The organism is Streptomyces sp. NPDC052496 (assembly GCF_040679095.1).
Lineage (GTDB): Bacteria > Actinomycetota > Actinomycetes > Streptomycetales > Streptomycetaceae > Streptomyces.
The window spans coordinates 451,898-471,698 of record NZ_JBFAUH010000001.1; the positions used below are offsets into that span (position 1 = coordinate 451,898).

14 protein-coding genes and 1 pseudogene are annotated in these 19,801 nt (G+C 71.4%); 3 read left to right on the forward strand and 12 right to left on the reverse strand.

Features of this window, described 5'->3' with window-relative positions:
- Nucleotides 1-207 precede the first annotated feature (207 nt).
- The 7 genes and pseudogenes from AB0L45_RS02075 to AB0L45_RS02105 form a co-directional block, all read right to left on the reverse strand.
- The gene (locus AB0L45_RS02075; protein WP_365835104.1) at nucleotides 208-3,000 is read right to left on the reverse strand and encodes an FtsX-like permease family protein; all 2,793 of its coding nucleotides are present in this window, start codon (nucleotides 2,998-3,000) and stop codon (nucleotides 208-210) included.
- On the reverse strand, nucleotides 2,997-3,770 hold the full coding sequence (locus tag AB0L45_RS02080; RefSeq protein WP_365835624.1) for an ABC transporter ATP-binding protein: 774 nt from the start codon (nucleotides 3,768-3,770) through the stop codon (nucleotides 2,997-2,999). Before AB0L45_RS02080 ends, AB0L45_RS02075 begins: the two co-directional genes overlap by 4 nt.
- An 808-nt stretch (nucleotides 3,771-4,578) precedes the next feature.
- On the reverse strand, nucleotides 4,579-5,202 hold the full coding sequence (locus AB0L45_RS02085) for an ATP/GTP-binding protein (protein ID WP_365835106.1): 624 nt from the start codon (nucleotides 5,200-5,202) through the stop codon (nucleotides 4,579-4,581).
- Nucleotides 5,183-5,545, reverse strand: coding sequence for a DUF742 domain-containing protein (locus AB0L45_RS02090; protein WP_365835108.1), 363 nt, complete (start codon nucleotides 5,543-5,545; stop codon nucleotides 5,183-5,185). The genes AB0L45_RS02085 and AB0L45_RS02090 overlap by 20 nt, the downstream gene beginning before the upstream one ends.
- Before the next feature lie 73 nt (nucleotides 5,546-5,618).
- On the reverse strand, nucleotides 5,619-6,026 hold the full coding sequence (locus AB0L45_RS02095; protein WP_365835110.1) for a roadblock/LC7 domain-containing protein: 408 nt from the start codon (nucleotides 6,024-6,026) through the stop codon (nucleotides 5,619-5,621).
- A gap of 479 nt (nucleotides 6,027-6,505) precedes the next feature.
- A pseudogene (locus AB0L45_RS02100) lies at nucleotides 6,506-8,110 on the reverse strand (ATP-binding protein); the annotation flags it as partial.
- 690 nt (nucleotides 8,111-8,800) lie between these two features.
- Nucleotides 8,801-10,156 (reverse strand): FAD-dependent monooxygenase, encoded by a 1,356-nt coding sequence (locus AB0L45_RS02105; RefSeq protein WP_365835112.1) that lies wholly within the window; start codon nucleotides 10,154-10,156, stop codon nucleotides 8,801-8,803.
- A gap of 96 nt (nucleotides 10,157-10,252) precedes the next feature.
- Here AB0L45_RS02105 and AB0L45_RS02110 point away from each other — a divergent pair, with 96 nt between their 5' ends.
- On the forward strand, nucleotides 10,253-11,128 hold the full coding sequence (locus tag AB0L45_RS02110) for a TetR/AcrR family transcriptional regulator (RefSeq protein WP_365835114.1): 876 nt from the start codon (nucleotides 10,253-10,255) through the stop codon (nucleotides 11,126-11,128).
- 176 nt (nucleotides 11,129-11,304) lie between these two features.
- On the opposite strand, the gene AB0L45_RS02115 is transcribed toward AB0L45_RS02110, so the two are convergent.
- The 3 genes from AB0L45_RS02115 to AB0L45_RS02125 all read right to left on the reverse strand — a co-directional run bounded on the left by AB0L45_RS02115 (nucleotide 11,305) and on the right by AB0L45_RS02125 (nucleotide 15,846).
- Complete coding sequence (locus AB0L45_RS02115; protein WP_365835116.1) at nucleotides 11,305-11,781, reverse strand: DUF4288 domain-containing protein; 477 nt, start codon at nucleotides 11,779-11,781, stop codon at nucleotides 11,305-11,307.
- Between the two features lie 476 nt (nucleotides 11,782-12,257).
- The gene (locus AB0L45_RS02120; RefSeq protein ID WP_365835118.1) at nucleotides 12,258-13,337 is read right to left on the reverse strand and encodes a rod shape-determining protein; all 1,080 of its coding nucleotides are present in this window, start codon (nucleotides 13,335-13,337) and stop codon (nucleotides 12,258-12,260) included.
- A gap of 202 nt (nucleotides 13,338-13,539) precedes the next feature.
- Nucleotides 13,540-15,846: an FUSC family protein gene (locus AB0L45_RS02125; protein ID WP_365835120.1), complete on the reverse strand. Its 2,307-nt coding sequence runs from the start codon at nucleotides 15,844-15,846 to the stop codon at nucleotides 13,540-13,542.
- A gap of 607 nt (nucleotides 15,847-16,453) precedes the next feature.
- Between AB0L45_RS02125 and AB0L45_RS02130 the strand changes: the two genes are divergently transcribed.
- On the forward strand, nucleotides 16,454-17,485 hold the full coding sequence (locus AB0L45_RS02130; protein ID WP_365835122.1) for an alpha/beta hydrolase-fold protein: 1,032 nt from the start codon (nucleotides 16,454-16,456) through the stop codon (nucleotides 17,483-17,485).
- A gap of 84 nt (nucleotides 17,486-17,569) precedes the next feature.
- Here the strand turns inward: AB0L45_RS02130 and AB0L45_RS02135 are convergent, their stop codons facing one another.
- Nucleotides 17,570-18,106, reverse strand: coding sequence for a hypothetical protein (locus tag AB0L45_RS02135; protein WP_365835124.1), 537 nt, complete (start codon nucleotides 18,104-18,106; stop codon nucleotides 17,570-17,572).
- A gap of 283 nt (nucleotides 18,107-18,389) precedes the next feature.
- Here AB0L45_RS02135 and AB0L45_RS02140 point away from each other — a divergent pair, with 283 nt between their 5' ends.
- Nucleotides 18,390-18,836: a nuclear transport factor 2 family protein gene (locus tag AB0L45_RS02140; protein ID WP_365835125.1), complete on the forward strand. Its 447-nt coding sequence runs from the start codon at nucleotides 18,390-18,392 to the stop codon at nucleotides 18,834-18,836.
- A 116-nt stretch (nucleotides 18,837-18,952) separates the two neighbouring features.
- On the opposite strand, the gene AB0L45_RS02145 is transcribed toward AB0L45_RS02140, so the two are convergent.
- A complete protein-coding gene (locus AB0L45_RS02145; RefSeq protein WP_365835626.1) occupies nucleotides 18,953-19,738 on the reverse strand; it encodes an ABC transporter permease subunit in 786 nt (261 codons plus the stop codon).
- Nucleotides 19,739-19,801 lie beyond the last annotated feature (63 nt).

Genomic DNA, 19,801 nt, shown 5'->3' on the forward strand with positions numbered 1-19,801 from the left:
TCGGCGGGTTTCGTAGGGGGCTCGGGCTCGGGCTCGGGGCTTCGAGTGGGCTTTGCGTGGGGTTCCGGGGCTTCGGGGTTCCGGGGCTTCGGGGTTCCGGGGTTCAGCGGGAAGGCCGGGCAGGGCCGGTGGCGGGCACGGCAGAGCGCGAGGGCTACGGGGCCCTCGGCCCGGTAACCCTCGCGCTCGCGAAACCCCGTACGCCCCTCACTTCCTCCCGAGGCCCGCCGGATGCCGCTTGCGGAGCGCGGGACGCATCGGCAGCAGGGTGCCCGCCGTGACCGTCGCCGCCACCACCGCCACGATCAGGCCGGCCTGCGCGGGCGGCAGGTACGGCAGCGCCCCGGTCAGCGGCAGGCTGAGCGCGGTCAGCGGGATCACCGCGACCGCCGCGCCGACCACCAGGCCCGCCAGTCCCACGACGGCCGCCTCGATGCGCAGCATCCGCCGGACCTGCCGCCGTCCCGCGCCCACGAGGCGCAGCAGCTGGATCTCCTGGCGGCGGCCGATCATGATGAGGGTGAGGGTGCTGAGTACGGCGATGACGGTGAAGCCGCCGATCACACCCACCGCGACCATGGTGATCACCTCTCCGACACCCCGGTCCTCGGCCTCCCGCTGCTCCCCCGCCGGGTCCGTCACGACGTGCGCGCCTACCGCGGCGTCCGCCAGTACGCGCTGCACAGCGGCTTGAACCTGCCGCACGGAGGCCTGCTCCTGCTGCCCGCCGGCCCCGCCCCGGTGCGCGCCGACCCCACCCTGATGCCCGTCGGCCCCGCCCTGCTGCCCGGTGCTCAGCAGGACGCGGGAGTGCAGGGGTGCGGACATGTGCGGCGCCAGTTCCTCGGGAGCGAAGAGGAAGTCGCCCAGGGCGAGCGAGCGTTCGTAGACGGCGGCCACGCGCAGCGCGACGTTCGCTCCGTCGCCGTACCGCAGCGTGACCGTGGACCCGATGCCGAGTCCCAGCGACCGCGCCCGGTCCTTGCCCACCGCGACCGTGCCGTGGCCCAGCTTGCCCGGGTCGCCCTCGACGAATCCCGGGTCCAGTACGTGCGGCAGGGCCGCGGGACTGACCGCCAGGACCGGCAGCCGGTCCAGCCGGGGGTCGCCGAGTTCCTTGCGTGCCAGGACGACCGTGCTGTGCAGCACTCCAGACGCAGCCGCCACCCCCGGTACCCGCGCGACTTTGCGGACCGTCTCCTCCGTGATGCCCGGGCCGTCCGTGGTGACCGCCAGGTCGGCGCGTACCGCGTCCTCGGCCTGTCGGCCGCCCTGCCGGTCCAGCGTCGCGCCGCCCGACAACTGCACCGAGACGAAGGCCACCATGAGGATGATCGGTGTGATCGCGGCGCCCAGCCGGCGCGCGTTGGCCTGAGCGGCGGCGGCAGCCAGGTAGCCGCCCGCGCCGCCGAGCCGTCGTGCGGGCGCGCCGAGCACCCGTAGGGCGCCGCGGGCGATCCAGGGGCCGAGCAGCGCGCACCCGATCACCAGCGTCACCGCCGCGGTGCTCGCGGCCATCGCGGCCACCTCGCCGAACTGCAGTACCGCCGTACCGGCCGAGGCAGCGCCCAGGAAGAGCATCACCAGTCCGGTGACGGTGCGGCCGCGGCCCGGCCGCTCCGGCTCGCGCTGCGCCTCGCCCATCGCTTGCGCGGGGCGGATCCTGGCCGTGCGCCGGCAAGCCAGTGCGCCGGCGGCCCACGCCACGAGAACGGTCAGTGCGGCGGTCAGCAGCGGCGCCGCGTACAGCCACCAAGGGGTGGGCAGTTCGAGACCGGCGGGTACGGCGTCGCGGGCGCGCAGCAGGCGCAGCAGGAGCCCGAAGACCGGCACCGCGCCGAGCGCGCCGAGCGCGGCAGCGACGACGGCGACCGTACGGACCTCCCGGCTCACCGTCGCGCGCAGCTGCCCCGGTGTGGCTCCGACCGCGCGCAGCAGCGCCATCTCGCGGGCGCGCTGATGCACGGCCTGCGCGACCGTGCCGGCCACCACGAGCACGGCGATCATCACGACGAGCACACAGACCGAAGCGAGAAGCTGCAGCAACCCCGAGCGACTGGGTGCCGCGTCGAGGAACTCCGGTTCACCCCGACTGTCGCCGGTCAGTACGCGCAGCGCGGTGTTGTCCTCCTCGTAACGCTGTGCGGCCGTCGTGCTGCGAGCCGGCCCGGCGCTGTCCAGTGCCTTTCGTACGCCTGCGTGGATCTGCTCGTCGCTCACACCGGGCGCGGCGAGCACGCCGACGGCGTCGGTGCTCTCCGGGTGCCCGGCCAGCCGCCGGGCGTGCTGGTCGGTGAAAAAGACGGCGCCCTGGTGCGCCAGGCCGGTGCGATCCCCCTGCCCTCCGGGGGCGGCGATGCCGGAGACCTCGTACGTGGCGGGGTCGCCGAGCGCCTGCACCGTGATCTCGTCGCCCACGCGTACGCCGGCGCGGTCGGCCAGACGGCCGTCCAGGACCACCTGCCGGGGGCCGGCGGGGGCGTGTCCTTCGCGCAGTGTGAAGGGCGCCAGGGCGGCGGCCTGCCAGGGGTGGCCGTAGGTGGGGTGGCCGTAGGTGGGGTGGTCGGTGAGGTGGTCGGTGGGGGTGGCGGAGTGCTTCGCCGTCGCTGTCATGGCGACCGGGAAGGCGTCGTCCGCGACGGCGGCCCGTACGCCCGGGACAGCCGCGATCCTGGGCAGTACCGAACGCGGCACCCGCACCCGTTCCGTCAGCTCCGCCGACGTCGACTGCGTCTCACCGCCCAGGGATTTCGCCGTAAAACGGGTGGTCTGGTCGCCGGTGACGACGGCGGCGGCGCCCGCGTACCGCTCCACCCGCGCGTGCCCCGCCACCGCGGACACCGTGGCCAGCGCGAAACCGCCGAGCACCAAAGAGGTGAGCACCAGTACCGCGAACACCGCGGCCCACGCCTTGCGGTGCAGCTTCAGCGACCGGGCGGCGAGGAAACGGGCGGTGCGGCGGGGGCGGGTACCGGGTCTGTCCTGAGTCGGGTACGTCATGAGCTCGCCCCGCCGCCCAGCTGCCGCATCGCGTGCGCGACGCTGTCGGGTTCCGGCTGGTCCAGTACGCCGACGAGGCGCCCGGCGTCGATGAACAGGGCCCGGTCGGTCCAGGAGGCGGCAACCGGGTCGTGCGTGACCATCACCACCGTGTGTCCCGCGCGGTCCACCGCCTCGCGCAGCAGGGTCAGTACGTCGGTGGCGGTGACCGGGTCGAGGGCGCCGGTCGGCTCGTCCGCGAAGATCACCGCGGGGTCGGTGACCAGCGCGCGGGCGATGGCCACCCGCTGCTGCTGCCCGCCGGAGAGCAGCAGTGGGGAATCGTCGGCCCGGTCCGCCAGCCCGACCGAGTCCAGGACGCGCAGCGCTCGCGCCCGTATCTCCGCGCTGCCCGGCGCCGCGCCGCCCAGCAACAGCGGGAGCGCGGCGTTCTCGACGACCGAGAGCGAGGGCACCAGGTTGAGCGACTGGAAGACGAAGCCGACGCGTTCGCGGCGCAGCCGGGTGAGGTCGGCTTCGCCGATCCGGGACAGGTCGGTGCCGTCGATGCGCACCGTCCCGGAGGTCGGCCGGTCCAGGCCGGCGGCGCACTGGAGGAACGTCGTCTTGCCGGAACCGGACCGCCCCATGACGGCCACGAAGCTGCCCCGCCGGACCGTGACGCTGACGTCGTCGAGGGCGGCTACGGTCCTGGTGCCGCGGCGGTAGGTGCGGGTGACGGATTCCAGCGACAGCGCGGCGTCGGGCGACAAGGCGGCGTCGGGCGGCAAGGCGGCGTCGGGGACGAGGGGGTGGTCGGCTGTCGTTACGGCTTTCGAGTTCGTGAGCGGGTGCGGGGCCGGGGCCAGGGCCAGGGCCGGGGCCGGGGCCGGGGCCGGGTATGAGCCGGAGTTCGCGGGCGAGTTGGGATGCGGGTTCGGGTTCGGGTTCGGGTTCGGGTTCGGGCTGGCGTACGAGCCCGAGTCCGAGCCCGAGCCCGGTGTCCGATCGGTGGGCCGGGGCGCCGTACCGTCCTTGCCGGGCGCGCGGAGCAATGCCGCGTCCCCCGTCGCTCTGCCGCGTCCCCGCGGGCGAAGCCTGATCATTTCGTGCACCCCTCCGGCCTTGCGCCTGATCCACCTGCTCGCCGATGTTTCGGCTGCTCAGACGCTATGGGCGGGGCGCGGCGGTATCGAGGGGGTGCGCACCCCACTCTGGAGGGCACTCAGCTACACCATGGGGGTGGGGATGGGGGCGGGGGCGGGGGCGGGGGCGGGGGTATCGGAACGGGGTCTCGGGGTGGTGGTCACGCGGAGAAGTGGGGCGTCACGGGACGATCGTGCCGCCGCCCGGTGAGCGCCGGTGTGTCGCGGCGGCCACCGGGCGGCGTACGTACGTCCTCCCCACCTCCGTCGGCCGGCGCACGCCCCGAGGGCCGCGCCGACCGAGCAGAAGAGCACCTCCACCGGTCAGAGAACCGCCTCGAACGCTCAGCCCACGGCAAGGAGTGCAGGCAATCCCCGCGGCGATGGAATGCAGACAATCAACCCGCAGCTACGGGGTGCAGAGAATCGACCCGCAGCGATGGCGTGCAGAGAATCAACCCACGGCGATGGAATGCAGATAACGCATCAACGTCATCAGCACATCACGGCTGGAAGTACGCAGCCGCGCGTCGCAGTCGACGATCGGCACCTCGGGGGGCAGGTCGAGGGCGCCCCGGATCTCCTCGACGGGGTGGACGGGGGCGTCCGGGAAGGAGTTGATGGCGACCACGAAGGGGACGCCGCGCTCCTCCAGGCGGCCGATGACGTCGAAACTGACCTCCAGGCGGCGGGTGTCGATGAGGACCACCGCGCCCAGCGCGCCGTCGAACAGCCCGTTCCACAGGAACCAGAAGCGCTGCTGGCCCGGCGTACCGAACAGGTACAGCACCAGTTCGTCGTTGAGGCTGATACGGCCGAAGTCCATCGCCACGGTCGTCGAGGTCTTCCGCTCGACACCGACGATGTCGTCCACGCCGACACCGGCCTGCGTCATCGTTTCTTCGGTGGTCAGTGGGCGGATCTCGCTCACCGAACCCACCAGGGTCGTCTTGCCGACCCCGAAACCGCCCACGATCACGACCTTGACCGCGGCGGCGGCCGTCTCGGGCAGTTCGTCCTCGCTCCGCGGCCCCTGGGCGGGGCGCTCGACGAGCGTTTCAGAGCTTTTGAAGTCCATGGATCACCGCCTCAATAAGGGCACGGTCGGGAAGTTGGGCGGGAGGTACGGGCGCGCGCGCCACCACCCGCCCGTCGGCCAGCAGGTCACCGAGCAGGACGGTGACCACGCTGACCGGCAGCTGCATGTAGGCGGACAGTTCCGCCACGGACAGCGGGGAATGGCACAGCCGCATGATCGACGCCTGCTCCGGCTGCATGCCCGGCTTCGGCCCGGCCTTCGACACGATCAGCGTGACCAGGTCGAGGGAGGTGGTGTGACCGGAGGCGCCACTGCGCCCACCGGTGATCACATAGAGCCGCTCGGGGCTCTGTTCCTCCCAGTCCTGGTCCGCTCCGCTCATGCCGCGTCCCCGCTTCGCCCCGCCGTACCCGCGCGCGGCCCGCGCCGCCTGCCGATCCGCTCGCTGCGCCCGCTCATGTGTCCTGTCCGTCGTGGCGCGGTGGGCTGCTGAGGTGCTCACCGATCCGGGCCACCAGGTCCCGCATCCGCTGCCCGATCAGCCCGGCGTCCACACCCTCATCGGCCAGGACTGCCAGATAAGCGCCGGCGCCCGCCGCCATCAAGTAGAAGAAGCCACCGTCCAGTTCGATGACGACCATGCGCATCCGGCCGTCGCTGTGGGGGAACTCCGCGGACACCGCGCCCGCCAGACTCTGCAGTCCGGCACAGGCCGCCGCCAGTCGGTCGGCGGTGTCGGTGTCCGTACCGTACTGGGCCATGCGCAAGCCGTCCGAGGACAGCACGACCACGTGACGGGTCTGCGGAACGCTTTCCGCAAGATCCTTGAGCATCCAGTCCATGTTGGGCCGGTGCTGAATCATGGCTACTCACTCTTTTCCGACGACTCGTCACTCTTCTCACTGGCTGCACTAGCGGCACTGACTGAAGTCCCCGTACCGGCGGCGGGATCCGGATGACCGGCCCGGCCGACGTTTTCTCCGGGCCGCTCCGCGGAAACGTTCCACTGACCCGGTTGACCGTGCTGGTCCTGGCTCGACCAGTCGTGAGGCGGTTGGTGCTGGCCCGGTTGGTTCTGACCCGGTTGGTTCTGGCTCGACCAGTCCTGGGCCGACGGGGCCTGGCGCGACCAGTCCCGACCCGAATGGTGCTGGCCCGACTGATGCTGGCCCGACTGATGCTGGCCCGGCTGGGACTGGCCCGGCTGACTCTGGGGCTGAGCGTTCGACGTACCCCGCGCATCCGAATGCCCGGATGCGCCTGAGGTACCAGAAGTGCCCGAGGCACCCGAGGCGCCCGTCGCACTCGACCCGCCCGGCCCACTCGACCCACTCGACCCACCCGACTGACTGTCCCCCGACAGGCCGCTCTGGAACGCGGCGAGCCACATACCGGGCTGCACCGGCGCCGCGTCGCCCGTCCCGGCGGCGGGAGGCGTGGCGGCGGGCGCCGCGGGGGCGCCAGGAGCGGTCGGGGGCACGGGCGCCGTGGCGCGGGACTTGCGGCGACGTTGCGGCAGCCCGTTGGCGGTCCGTTCGGTCACGAGGGGGAGGTCATCCTGGGTCTCCTCCCGGACGTCGTCCCGGAGCTGCGGGGGCACGGACGCGGCGACCGGCGCGGGGGCCGCGGGGATGGACGGTGCGGCCGGGGCCGGCGCGGGGCCGGGCTGCACGGCCGGACGCGTCGCGGCGTGCCGGGGGCCGGCGGCCCGCGGAGCACCGTTCACCTGGCGGCGCTCCGTACGGGCCGTACGCGGGCCCGAGGACGCGCCGATGCCGTGCGCACGGCCGGTCGCGGCGGCAGTGGTGATCAGGTCCTGCGGAACGATCAGCACCGCGCGGACCCCACCGTACGCGGAAGGCCGCAGCGACACCTGGAAGTTGTACGCCTGCGCCAGCCGGCCGACCACGGCCAGACCCAGCCGCGGGGTCTCTCCCAGGTCGTTGACGTCGATGCCCTGCTGCGCCTGCTGGAGCATCCGCTCGGCCCGATTGCGGGCCTCCTCGCTCATGCTGACGCCGCCGTCCTCGATCTCCACGGCGATACCGGACTGCACCTCGACGGCGGTCAAGTGCACCCGGGTCTGCGGCGGCGAGTAGCGGGTGGCGTTGTCGAGCAGCTCGGCGAGGGCGTGGATCAGCGGCTCGACGGCGGTGCCGACGACCGCGACCTCCGACACGGAGTGCAGCTCGACGCGCTGATAATCGATGATCCGCGACATCGCGCCACGCAACACGCTGAACAGCGGTACCGCACGGCTCCACTGACGGCCCGGGCGCGCACCACCGAGTACGGCGATGGAGTCGGCGAGGCGGCCGATCAGCGCCGTACCGTGGTCCAGGCGCAGCAGATCGCCGAAGACCTCGGGGGACTGTCCGTGCCGGTCCTCCATGTCCCGGAGTTCCTGGGCCTGTTGGTGGACGATCGCCTGCACGCGGCGGGCGATGTTCACGAACGCGCGCTGCGCGGACTCGCGCAGGTCCTCTTCCGCGATGACCGCGTCGAGGACGGAGCGCAGCACCGCCTGGTGCGCCGCGGTGAACTCCGGCGTCAGCCCCGACTCCCGCCCTTGCCGCGTCACCTCCTCGGTGATCGCGGCGTGCACGTCCTCGGGGAACTCGCCACGTCCGAGCCGGGCCACCACATCAGGCAGCAACTCCTCGGCCAGCCGTACGGTCTCGGCCTCCTGCCGGTCCAGCGCGGCCCGCTGCGCCGCGGCCTGCTCGCGGAGCGCGGTGAGCGCCTGACCGCGGCGGGTGACCTCGGCGGTGACCAGCGCCACCGCCACGGTCGCGACCGCGCCGATCCACATCACCGGCGTACTCGCCTGCGGGGGGACCATCGCGGCGGCGACCGCCGCGGCCACGGCGGTCGCCGCGGCGGGCAGTATCCACGCGAGAACCGAGGCAGGACGCGGCCCCTCGGGCGACGATCCTTCTCGAACCATCTGCACCCTAAAACCCTCAAAACATCGACAGATCACAGGACGTCTAGCGGGCCCCAGCTCCCCGTTCAGCGCCGCCACAGAGATACCTGCGGTAACTGCCTTCATACACTGGGCCGGTAGTAGCATAACCGCCTTTGATCAAGGACTGACGCCAGGTCACTCCCCGTCCTGCACAGGCGGATCGGAGCCCTCCGCCAGCGCGGTGACCACCGGCGACCGACGGGCGAAGCGCCGGTGACCACGGTCCGAACGCCCAACCAGAAGCGGACAGACAGGCCGCAACACCGACTCCCGGCCACGTCACCCGCCGCCCTCCGAGCACCGCAGCGCCACACAAGGCCACCACGACTTCCACAAGCCCCAAACAACACGACACGCACACCGTCCACAACGAAATCACCACGCAGGCCACCCACCTCGCGACAACACCCACACCCCAGCCACACCACCGCTAAAACTCATAGCCCGCCCCCCCGCCCCCTCCCACCCCTCGCCCCCGCTTATGAATCTTGTGGCTCTCCAGAGCGCTCAGAGCACGCGCAGCCCTCAGAACACTCAGAGCCCTCGAACCCCTCAGACCCCACGCCCCCCACGCCGCTCATCTCAGCCCCCCACGCCGCCCAAGCAGCGCACCCCCGCCACCCCGCCGCTCCCCGCCACCTAAGCAGCCCTCCCCCCGCCCCAAGCAGCTCACCTCAAGCCGCCCACACCCCCCAAGTCACCAAAGCCCCCCAACCCACCCAGCCCACCCAACCCACCCAGATCGATACCCTCGGATATCTCCTCCCCCTCCCGCAGCATCGCGGCCAGCGCCTGCGAGTCGTTCAGGAGGCCGTTGCGTGCGTCGATCGCCTCCTGGGTGGGCGGGGCCAGGAATTCGCCGGCTGCTCGGCCGCCCTCCTGGCACCGCGTGACGAAGGGTCGCATCCGCTCTTCGTAGCGCGTGAACGCCGTGACGTGGTCACCGTTGGCGGCCGCCAGCTCGCCCGCGAGGACGTACGCCCCCACGACAGCCGCCCCGGTCCCCATGCCGCCGACGGTGGCTCCGTACGCCGCGTCGCCGAGCAGGGCTATTCGGCCGGTCGACCAGCGCGGCACGTCCGCCCGGCTGATGGAGTCGAAGTAGAGACTGTCGGCCCGCCATACCGTCCGTGCCAGATCCGTAACCCGCCAACCGCTCCCCTCGTACGCCTGCGATATCAGCTTCTTCTGCTTTTCCGTGTCACGCCGGTCGTAGGTGAGCTCCTCCGAGGCGAAGACGCCGAAGACCTCGCCCGCGTACCCCGGGGCACCCGCGCGCCGGGGCGTACGGCCTACGCTTAACAGGCGGCCGGGTTCGTTGTAGCCCACGGGCCCGGCTACGAAGTCCGTGCCGTCGGCCGGTAGGTCCCAGGCGGCTATGTAGTAGCCGAGGTGGCTGACGAACTCCTCCTCCGGACCGAAGGCCAGCCGACGCACGGTGGAGTGCAGGCCGTCCGCGCCGATCACGAGGTCGAAGGTGCGCGGGGCTTCACGTTCGAAGGTGACGTACACGCCGTCCGCCCCATCCGTCTCAGCCAGGGACGTTATGGAGTCGTTGAAGAGGTATTCCACCGGTGGCGGCAGAGGCCGCCCGTCCGCTGCCCGCTCCCCCGCCGCCTCAGCGACCTCCGGTCTGTCCGAGTGAGCCGTACGCCCATGCAGGCTGTGGGCGTAGAGGATGTGGGAGAGATCCGAGCGGAGGATTTCCACTTCCCCACCGGCAAACTCCGGCGGCAGCGTCGCCACTTCACTTCCGCGCTCGTCGATGAAGCTCATCGGGCTGCCATTCGTCCGGTGCCGCCGGATTTCCTCCAGCACACCCATCCGCTCCAGCACCGCCAGGGTCGCGCTGCCCCGGAAGTCGACCGCGAACCCGCCGCCGCGCAGGCTCGGAGCCACCTCCACCACGGTCGGGCGACAGCCGTAGCGCCTCAGCCAGTACGCCACCGCCGGCCCGGCGACGCTGGCCCCGGAGATCAGGACGGTCGGCCCGCCAGCCGCCGCACATGCCGTTCCGTACGTCATCACACGCTCCTCACGCCCGATCGTCACTTCGACGAGAGAAACTGTATCCGCTGGACACTGTTCTGTATACCCCGGACACAGTTTTAGGATGCGGAGGTGGCTGGAGACGGTGAGAAGAAGCAGAGCAGCGAGCTGGGCGGTGGGCAGGTTCCCGAGGTGGCGGCCGATGTCTTCGCCGAACAGGCGGGAAGCATCGAGCTGCTGTGGGGTGATCGCGGGCGCCCCAGCCGCGGCCCCAAGCCGGCCCTGAGCCTGGACCGGATCACGCGTACGGCCATCGCCCTCGCCGACACGGGCGGCCTGGCCGCCGTCTCCATGCAGCGGATCGCGGGTGAACTCAATTTCACCAAGATGTCCCTGTACCGGTACGTGCCGGGCAAGACCGAGCTGGTCGCCCTCATGATCGACACCGCCATGGGCGCACCTCCCGCCCTTCATACGGACGCGGGCTGGCGAGCCGCGCTGCGCGCGTGGGCCGAAAGCCTGTCGGCAGTCCTCCATCGCCACCCCTGGCTGCTGTCGGCCACGATGGGCCCCCGCGTCATGGGCCCCAATGAACTCGGCTGGACGGAGAGCGCCCTCACCGCCCTCGCGGACACGGGCCTGAACGGCGCCGAACAACTGGACGCGGTGGTCGTGGTGAACGGCCACATCCGCGCCCTCGCCCAGATCGCCACATCCATGGGCGTAGGCAGTACGCGGACGCAGGGGGCCGCCCACGGCGCCACGCGGAACCCCGAGCAGGCCATGAGCGCGGCACTGAACGAGCTTCTGGCCGGCCGTTCCGACCGCTACCCCGCGCTCACCGCCGCCGTCGCGTCCTCCGCGGTCGGCGACTCTCGCGACCAGGCTTTGGAGTTCGGCCTGGAGCGGATCCTGGACGGCTTGGAGAGCTACATGGCCCGGCGCGCCGCGCAAGATGACACGGCCGTCGCCCCGGGCGAAGCCTCGTCACCCGGCTCCGCGCGCTGACACAGCACCACACGGCGACGCGGAGAACGTCGGGGCAGAGTTCGTCACCCGGCAACCCCAGCCATCCCGGCAACCCCGGCAGTCCCGCCAACCCCGGCCATCCCGGCAACCCCAGCCACCCCGGCAACCCCAGCCACCCCGGCCATCAGGTCAGAGTTCCTTGCCCGACGGTCAGGTCAGAGCTCCTCGCCCGACAGCAGCGGTTCGAAGCGTTCGTAGGCCGCGTAGTCGCGGAAGTGCCGCGCATAGAGGTCGGCGTCCTGCGTCAGGTCCTCGTCAAGTGTCGCGCTCACGTCCACGACACACTTGAAGCGCCAGGACACGCTCTCGCCGCGGTCATTGAGGTAGCTCGTCTCCCGGGAGCGCGCCCGCCGCTCGGCCCGGCTCCGGGCGTCCGCGTCGTCCGCCGCGTAGACGAGCATGACGCTCTCCTCGTACAGCGGATCGCCACCGCCCTTGCCCGGGGACTCCATGAGCACCATCGCGATGTACGGTCTGGGCCCCTTGACCGGGACGTCCTGCCGGCCGCCGGTCGCCACGGCGCACTCACCGCCCTCGGTGATCGATCTGCCGTGGGCGACGGCCCATCGGCGCGTCGGTACGGTACCCGTCCGCACCCATTCAGCCGGCTGGAGGACCTTTACGTTCAGCATCGGCGTCAGCTTCCGGATCCAGCTGCGAATGAGGCTACGGGCAGGCACACGGGCGACCCTACAAACGCGGATACGGTCGGGGCCAGGCATTTGGCGGCGGACGCAACCGCCGCTGCGCTCACGCGTTGTACGCCCGTGGGTGCCGAAGTCGGGTCCGGACCCGGACCCGGACCCGGACCCGGGCCCGGACCCGGTGCAAGCATCCCCGTATCGATCATGAGCGCCAACAGATTCGGCATGATCGTTCCTCCAGGGTGAAACGATTACTCACCGTGACCGGCCTCGCAGCCGGCGCAATCATCTTCACCCGTTCCGGGGGTTACCGCACGTCGACGTCCATCGATGTCCATCGGCGCGCACCGACACGCACCGCCGCACCTCGGCACCTACGAAGGGGGCAGACAGAGAAGGACCGGCGGGGCAGCAGACCAACCGGACTCACCACCCCAAAACAACCGCCGGCCCCCGCCCGCCCATCAGAGCCGTACAGCCTTACGCGGCTGTTCCATCGCCCCGGCCAACAGCCCTTGCAGCGTCGCGAATTCGTCCACGCACCGGCCCGTGCCGTTGACCACGCAGTCCAGCGGGTCGTCGGCGACCACCACCGGCACGCCCATCTCCTGGCGCAGCCGCTGGCTGAGGCCGCGCAGCAGCGCGCCGCCGCCGGTGAGCGCTATGCCGCGCTCGATGATGTCCCCGGAGAGCTCGGGCGGGCACTCGTCGAGGGTGCGGTGTACGGCCTGCACGATCGCCTCGACCGGCTCGGCCAGCGCCGAACGGATCTCCTCCTCGGTGATCTCCTGGATGCGCGGCAGGCCGCTGACGTGGTCCCGGCCGCGTACGGTGTAGGACGTACGGCGCTCCGGCTCGCCCTCCTCGTCCACGTCGACCGGGGTCCACGCCGCGGAGCCGATGGCGATCTTGATGTCTTCGGCGGTGCGCTCGCCGATCGCCAGCGAGTGCTTCTTCTTCACGTACGAGATGATCGCCGCGTCCAGCGCGTCGCCCGCGACCCGTACCGACTGGGCGGTGACGATGCCGCCCATCGAGACGACGGCCACCTCGGTCGTACCTCCGCCGATGTCCACGACCATGCAGCCGACCGGCTCGGCCACCGGCAGGCCCGCGCCGATCGCCGCCGCCATCGGCTCCTCGATCAGGTGCACCTCACGGGCGCCGGCACTGCGCGCCGAGTCGATGACGGCCCGCCGCTCGACGCCGGTGATCCCGGAGGGCACGCAGATGACGACCCGCGGCTTGGAGAAGCGGCGGGTGGGCAGCGCCTTCTTCATCAAGGCGCGCAGCATCTGTTCGGCCGCGTCGAAGTCGGCGATCACACCCTCCTGGAGGGGGCGCATCGCCGTGATGCCGGACGGGGTACGGCCGATGGTGCGCTTGGCCTCCGAACCGACGGCGATCACCTCGCCGGACGCGTTCACGGCGACGACGGACGGCTCGTTCAGGACGACGCCCTTGCCGCGTGAGTAGACCAGGGTGTTGGCGGTTCCCAGGTCGATGCCTATGTCGTACGTACCGGACGAAGTGCTGGACGCCATGGAAGGTTCGCTTGCTCTCTCTCGACTGGACGACAGGGCCCCGCGCGCAGAGCCCTCGAACATCGCGCCCCGGGCGGCACGTGTGGCTCGCCGATCCGCTCGGGATGTGAAGCCCACCGAGCTCGTCAAGCTCGCCAATGGCGCCATTTGCGGGCAATTATCAAGACTACAGGCGGTGCCGAATGGTTCCGGGCCGACGCGTTCAGCTCGGCGCGGAGGGCGGCGGCGAGGAAGGGGACGAGGGGGAGGGCGGGGAGGGCGAGGGAGAAGGAGAGGAAGACGGCGAGGCAGACGGAGCAGTCACCTTTCGCGTCCCGCCCGTATCGCTCACCTCCCGCGTCCCACTCGTATCACTCACTCTTCGCGTCCCACCTGTATCACTCACTCTCCGCATCCCGCCCGTGTCCCCCACTCCCCGCGTCGCCCGGTTCTTGCCGCCCGGGCCCCGTGACAGAGCCTCAGCCAAGTCGTCCAGCGCGTCCAGAAGCAGCTCGGCACCGCGCAGGGCTACGCCGCGGGTCTCGGACTGCGCCGCCCACTCCTCCCATACGGCGCGCAGTGCGCTCCAGTCCAGGTCGCGCCGCTCCCGTACGGCGTCGACCGCGCGCGGCAGTGACTCGCGCAGCTCTTCCGTGAACGCGTGGGCACCCGATGATGGTTCCGCGTCCTTGTCCGGAAGGTGCGCTTCCACGATCATCGTCACCCGGCCCATCGTGGACAGGGCGGACTGTGCCGCAGCTGCCGCGCTCAGCGACAGGCCGCGGTGGCGCACCGGCTCCTTCTCTGCGCGCGATTCGCTCTCCTCCCAGGCGGCACGGGCCGCGCGGGCGTCCAGGAGGGCTTCACGGACCTGACGGGGGCGGCGTTCGGCGGGCCGCGCGTAACGGTCGAAGACGGCGATGGCGTACCGGCCGTTGGCCTCCAGCCACTGGGCCAGCCGTTCGCGCAGCCGCGGGGTCTCCCAGGCGGGGAAGAGCGCGTAGGACAGCATCGCCAGCACTCCGCCGACCAGGGTGAGGACGACGCGTTCCTGGACGGTCTGTTCCCAGCCGGCGCCCGCGATGCCGAGCAGGAAGACGACGTACGCGGCGACGCACGCCGAGGTCACCGACACCCCCGTACGCATCAGCAGGTACATCGCCAGTACGCACACGATCGCCAGCGCCGCGCTGACGTACAGGTTCGGGTGGGTCAGCCCCATGATCGCGCCGCCCACCGCGACCCCGACCAGGGTGCCGATGAAACGGGCGACGCCGCGCGCGTACGTCTGCCCGAAGTCGGGCCGCATCACCATCACCGAGGCCAGCGGCGCCCAGTACCCGTGACCGAAGGGCAGCGCCTGGCCGATGAGATAACCCGCGGCGGCCACCGCGCTGACGCGGAGCGCGTGCCGGAAGATGTGCGACGACCAGCGGATCTCACGGCGTACGGCGCGCAGCGCCACCGGGATCAGCTTCGGCACGCTCGGGCGCAGCAGGTGCCCGCGCTCCGCCTCGGTGGTGGGCCGGGTGGCCCGGACGGGCTCGTCCGTGAACTCCACGGCATCGGCCAGCAGCGAGATCAGCCGCAGCGCGGAGCGGCGGGCGGCCCCGGTGAGCCGTGGCCCGTCGCCGTCCTGCGGCATTTCGAGGGTGGCCATCGCCTCGGGCGGCAGGCGTACGGACTTGCCGTGCCGGATGGCGGTCGCGACGGCGTCCAGTACGGTGCCGGCCGCGCCGAGCAGTTCGCGCGCCCGGTCGCGTTCGGGCCCCTCTACGGGTGCGCCGACGACCGGGTCGGCGAGCGAGGCCAGGACCGGCCTGACCTGTTCGGCCAGCGCCCGGGGCCCGTGCAGCTGGACCGGCCGGCGCTTGGCCTGACGCGGGGTCACCGCGGAAGCCAGACGGGCGTTCATCAAGGGCTGCGGGTCGAAGGGGGCGACCGGGTCGTGCCGCAGCCGGCGCGCGTAGTCCGCTTCGGCGGCCAGCGCGTCGGCGAGCGCGTCGCGCTGCGCGCCCCACGGCCGTACGGGAAACAGCACGATCAGCGCGGCCTGGACGAACCCGCCGAAAGCGATGATCGCCGCGTGTTCCAGCGCGCCGAGGACGGAGGTCGGCAGCGTGACGGTGACGAGCATGACCGAGACGGTCTGCGTACCGACCAGTCCAGAGACCGGGCCGACCGACCAGGCCAGGCCCGCCAGGAAGGTCCACAGGGAGAGCAGGACCAGGAAGCCGGCGATGTGCGCGGCGGCCAGGTAACCGAGGAAGGTGGAGACGGAGAGGCCGCCCGCGACGGCGAGGGCCAGGACGGGCCGCGGGCGCCAGCTGCGTTGGAAGGTGGCGATACCGGCGGCGAACGCGCCGAACGCCGAGGAGACCGCCAGGGCCGGATTGCCGAGATAGAGGCACAGACCGATGACGATGGCGACACCGACCGAGCCGCGGATCGCGATCAGCGGGGTGAGCTTGGCCTTCTCGATGGTCAGCCCGGAGCGGGCGGTCTTCTTCAGCGCTCGCGACCAGGTCATGCCACCGAGAATACGTACTCACGGGCGTCGAAACGGAATGATCTGTGCCGGTTTGCGGGTGGGGTTTGGTGGGGACTCGGGTGGGTTGTGGTGGGGGTTGCGGGTGGGGGTTGCGGGTGGGGCCCGTGGGTGGGGCCCGTGGGTAGGGGCTCTTGGGCTGGGGCTCTTGGGCGGCGCTCTTGGGGGAGACGGCGGGCCGGACGGATTCCGGCGGCTGGTTCAGCCGAAGGTCACCGCGGCACCGTGTTCCCGCGCCCTCGCGTCACCCTGCCCTCGCGTCACCCCGCCCTCGCGTCACTCCGTCCCCGCGCCACCCCGTCCGCGCATCACTCCCTCCCCGCATCACCCCGTCCCCGCATCACCCCGTCCGCGCATCACTCCGCCCCCGTCCCCGCCCCCGCGCCTCCCCGCCCGCCGTTTCGTCGAGAAAATCACCGTAAAGGCGGTTTCTGTTACGGGTAAACCGCGCAGGTCACAGCCGTATCACGCGATCGGCGCCGGCCCGCACGAGCAACGCGCCCCCCGAAGAGGGAAACCCCGGCACCGGCCGCGCCCTCTTGCTCGACAGCCGGACGTCCTCCGGCCCGCTCAGCAAGGAGAAGTTCCCGTGCGTAAAACCCTGCTCACCCCGGCGGTCGTACTGACCACCCTGGCCGCCCTCGCCGCCACCGCCGGCTGCGGCTCAGGCGGATCGGGCGGATCGAACGGTTCCGACGACGCCCCGGTGCGCTTCGGTGACGCGAAGGGATCGCACGGTGCCACACGACCGGGCAAGGCGTCCCTGGCCCAGATGCCCACCAACCCGATCAGCTTCAAGGAACAGCGCAAGGTCGGCGGCGCCGGGAACGGCACCCCCATCGGCGTGGCCACGTACCACGGCCCCAAGTCCGGATTCACCGGGAAGGTGTGGGTATGGGCGCCGCCGGAGTACTACGAGAAGAAGAATGCCGACAAGGGGTTCCCGGTCCTGATGGCGCTGCCCGGCGCCGAGGGCTACCCCGTCAATTACTGGATCGGCGGCGACCTGAAGCTGGAGGAGAACCTGGCGCAGTGGTCGAAGGAGGGCAAGAGCCTGCCGTTCATCGTCGTGATGCCGGTGCTCAACCCCAACGCCAAGCAGTACTACGACGCCAGCGACATACCCGGCCAGCCGAAGATGGGCACCTGGCTGAACGAGGACGTCCCCGACTTCGTCCGGCAGAACTTCCGTACGCTCAAGAGCCGGGACGGCTGGGCGATCATGGGTTCCTCGTCCGGCGGCTTCGCCGCGCTGAAGAACGTTCTGCAGCACCCGGAGACGTTCAAGGCCGCGATACCGAGCGGCCCCGACATCGTGCCGGACTCACCGCTGTGGCGGGGACACGCGAGGGAGCAGCGGGAGAACAACCCCGAGGTCCTGGCCCAGCGGCTGATCAGCAAGGGCGGACCCGAGGTGTACCTGGCCTTCCAGGACGGCTCCAAGGAGGCCACGGTCGTGCCGAAGGTCAAGAAGTTCATCGCGCGCTACGGACGTGGCCCGGTCAAGACGCGGCTGCAGACGGTCGTCGGGGGGATGCACGGGGCCGACACATATGTGAAGGGCATGGGTGAAGGCACGATGCAGTGGGTCAGCGCCCATATGCAGGGGCCGGCGGAGTAGCCCGCGTCCTGGGGCCGCCCACTGCATCGTGTCCCCTCCTCCTTCTCCCTCTCCCTCCCTCCTCTCAGCTCCCCGCCCCGAGCCTCACACCGAGCAGGACACGTCCAGCAATTCGATGGGCCGCGTCGCGTCCAGGTCCACGTACGCGGTGAAGTGCTCTTTCCGGTTACCGCTCCAGTACGTGGTGACGGTCGCCCAGCCGACCCTTGCGGACTGTGCGGTGGTGACCTTGCCGACGGAGATGTCGCGCGGTGTGTTCTGGGCGCACAGCAGCAGGTCGTAGTCAGGCGTCTGCGCGGCCTTCTTCTTGAGCTCGGCGGAGACCTGGTGCTCGCGCTTCCAGGCACTGGGGCCGTGCTTTCCGTAGAAGGAGACCAGGAAGCGACGGATCTCCTCGGCGGTCCAGCGGCCGTTCGGGTCGGTGCGCAGATCCCGCCGGTCCGAACGGGACTGCTGTTGTACGGAAGCGTTCGATCGCGCGGAAGCCCCCGGTTGTACGGGAGCGCCCGGCCGTACGAAAGCGCCCGGCCGTACGGATGCGCCTGGGCTCGCGGCGACGGCCGGGGCCGCGGACGCGACGGTCAGCGTGAGGCCGAGAGCGGCAGCAGTCGCGACGGCCATGGTGGCCGTAGCAGTGGCCGTAGCAGTGGCCGTGGCAGTGGCAGTGAGAGTGGCAGTGGCGATGGTGCGCGAAGCGTGACGGAGCATGAGATGTCCTCGACTTCCGACTTCATGTTCTATGTGCGCATTGCCGGTCTTCACCGACTGAGACAACCGAGGCCCCGGCATGGTTGCGGACCGCCGGGCACACCACCCGGCTGGAGCAACGGGCCCAATCACCGCCCCGGAGCGCGACGGCGGATTTCCGCCGGTGGCCGACGCCGGCGAGCACTTGACTGGCGCCATGACACAGCACGACACGACCACGACGCTGAAACGTTTCTACGAGGCAGAGCGCGCGTACATCGCCGCGGGCGGCCCCGGCCAGGCGGACTTCTCACCCCTCGCCGCCTGCCTGTCCCCGGACGTCGTGCTCCACCAGTCCCCCGACCTTCCGTACGCCGGCGCGTGGCACGGTCCGGAGGGACTGGAACGGTTCATGGGGGTGATGGGCCGGCTGTGGCGGTCGATGGAGTTCCTGGAGCAGCGGCAGCTGGTGGACGGGGACGAGGTCGTCATCACCAGCCGGGTACGGTTCACGGCCCGCGCCACGGGGCGCACGCTGACCACCACGATCGTGCAGCTGATCACCGTACGGGACGGACTCCTGCACGAAATCCGCCCGTTCTACTGGGAACCGGCGGCGGTGGCGGAGATCTGCGCCCCGCAGACCGACACGCATTTGCCGTAACCGACGGCCCCCACCCGCTCAGCCACCTCCTCGCCCCGCCCACACCCCCACTCCCACACCCCCGCCCACAGTCCCACTCCCACTCCCACTCCCGCTCCCGCTCCCGCTCCCGCTCCCTACGACACGATGTCCTTCCTCCCGAACCCCCGGAACGCCAGCGCGAACAACACCAGCGCGTACGCCACCGACACCGCCGCCCCCTGGATCATCCCCGTGCCGTCCAACTGGGGCTGCAGAGCGTCGGCCCAGGCGAACTGCCAGTGCGCCGGGAGGAAGTCGCGCCACTGCTCCAGAGCCGTGACCTGGTCCAGCACATTGCCGACGATGGTCAGGCCGACCGCGCCGCCGACCGCGCCCAGCGGCGCGTCCGTCACCGTCGACAGCCAGAAGGCGAGGGCCGCCGTGACCAGCTGGCTGACGAAGATGTACGCGACGGCGAGCGCGAGGCGGGGCAGCGCGTCGCCGGCGGCCAGCGCGCCGCCGGTGGGCAGTTGGAGCGGCCCCCACCCGTACGCGGCGGTGCCGACGCCGAGCGCGACCAGCGGCAGCAGCGCCATCGCCGCCGCGCTGAACAGCAGGGCCACGGTGAGTTTGCCGATCAGCAGCCGGGTGCGCGGGACGGGCGCCGCGAGCAGGTAGCGCAGCGAGGACCAGCTCGCTTCGGAGGCGACCGTGTCCCCGCAGAACAGCGCTACGGGCACGACCAGCAGGAAGCCCGCCGAGACGAACAGGACGGTCGCGGTGAAGTTGGCGCCCGAGGCGGTCGCGGTGTCCATCAGGGTGATCCGGTTGTTGCGGCCGCTCGGGTCGCCACCGATCGCGAAGGCCGCGACCAGCACGAACGGCAGCGCCACCAGGATCGCGGCGATCACCGACGTACGACGCCGCTTGAGCTGCCGCATCGCCTCGACGCGCAGCGGAAGCGTGCGGCGCGCGCGGTATCCGGGAGCGTGCGACGCGCCCGG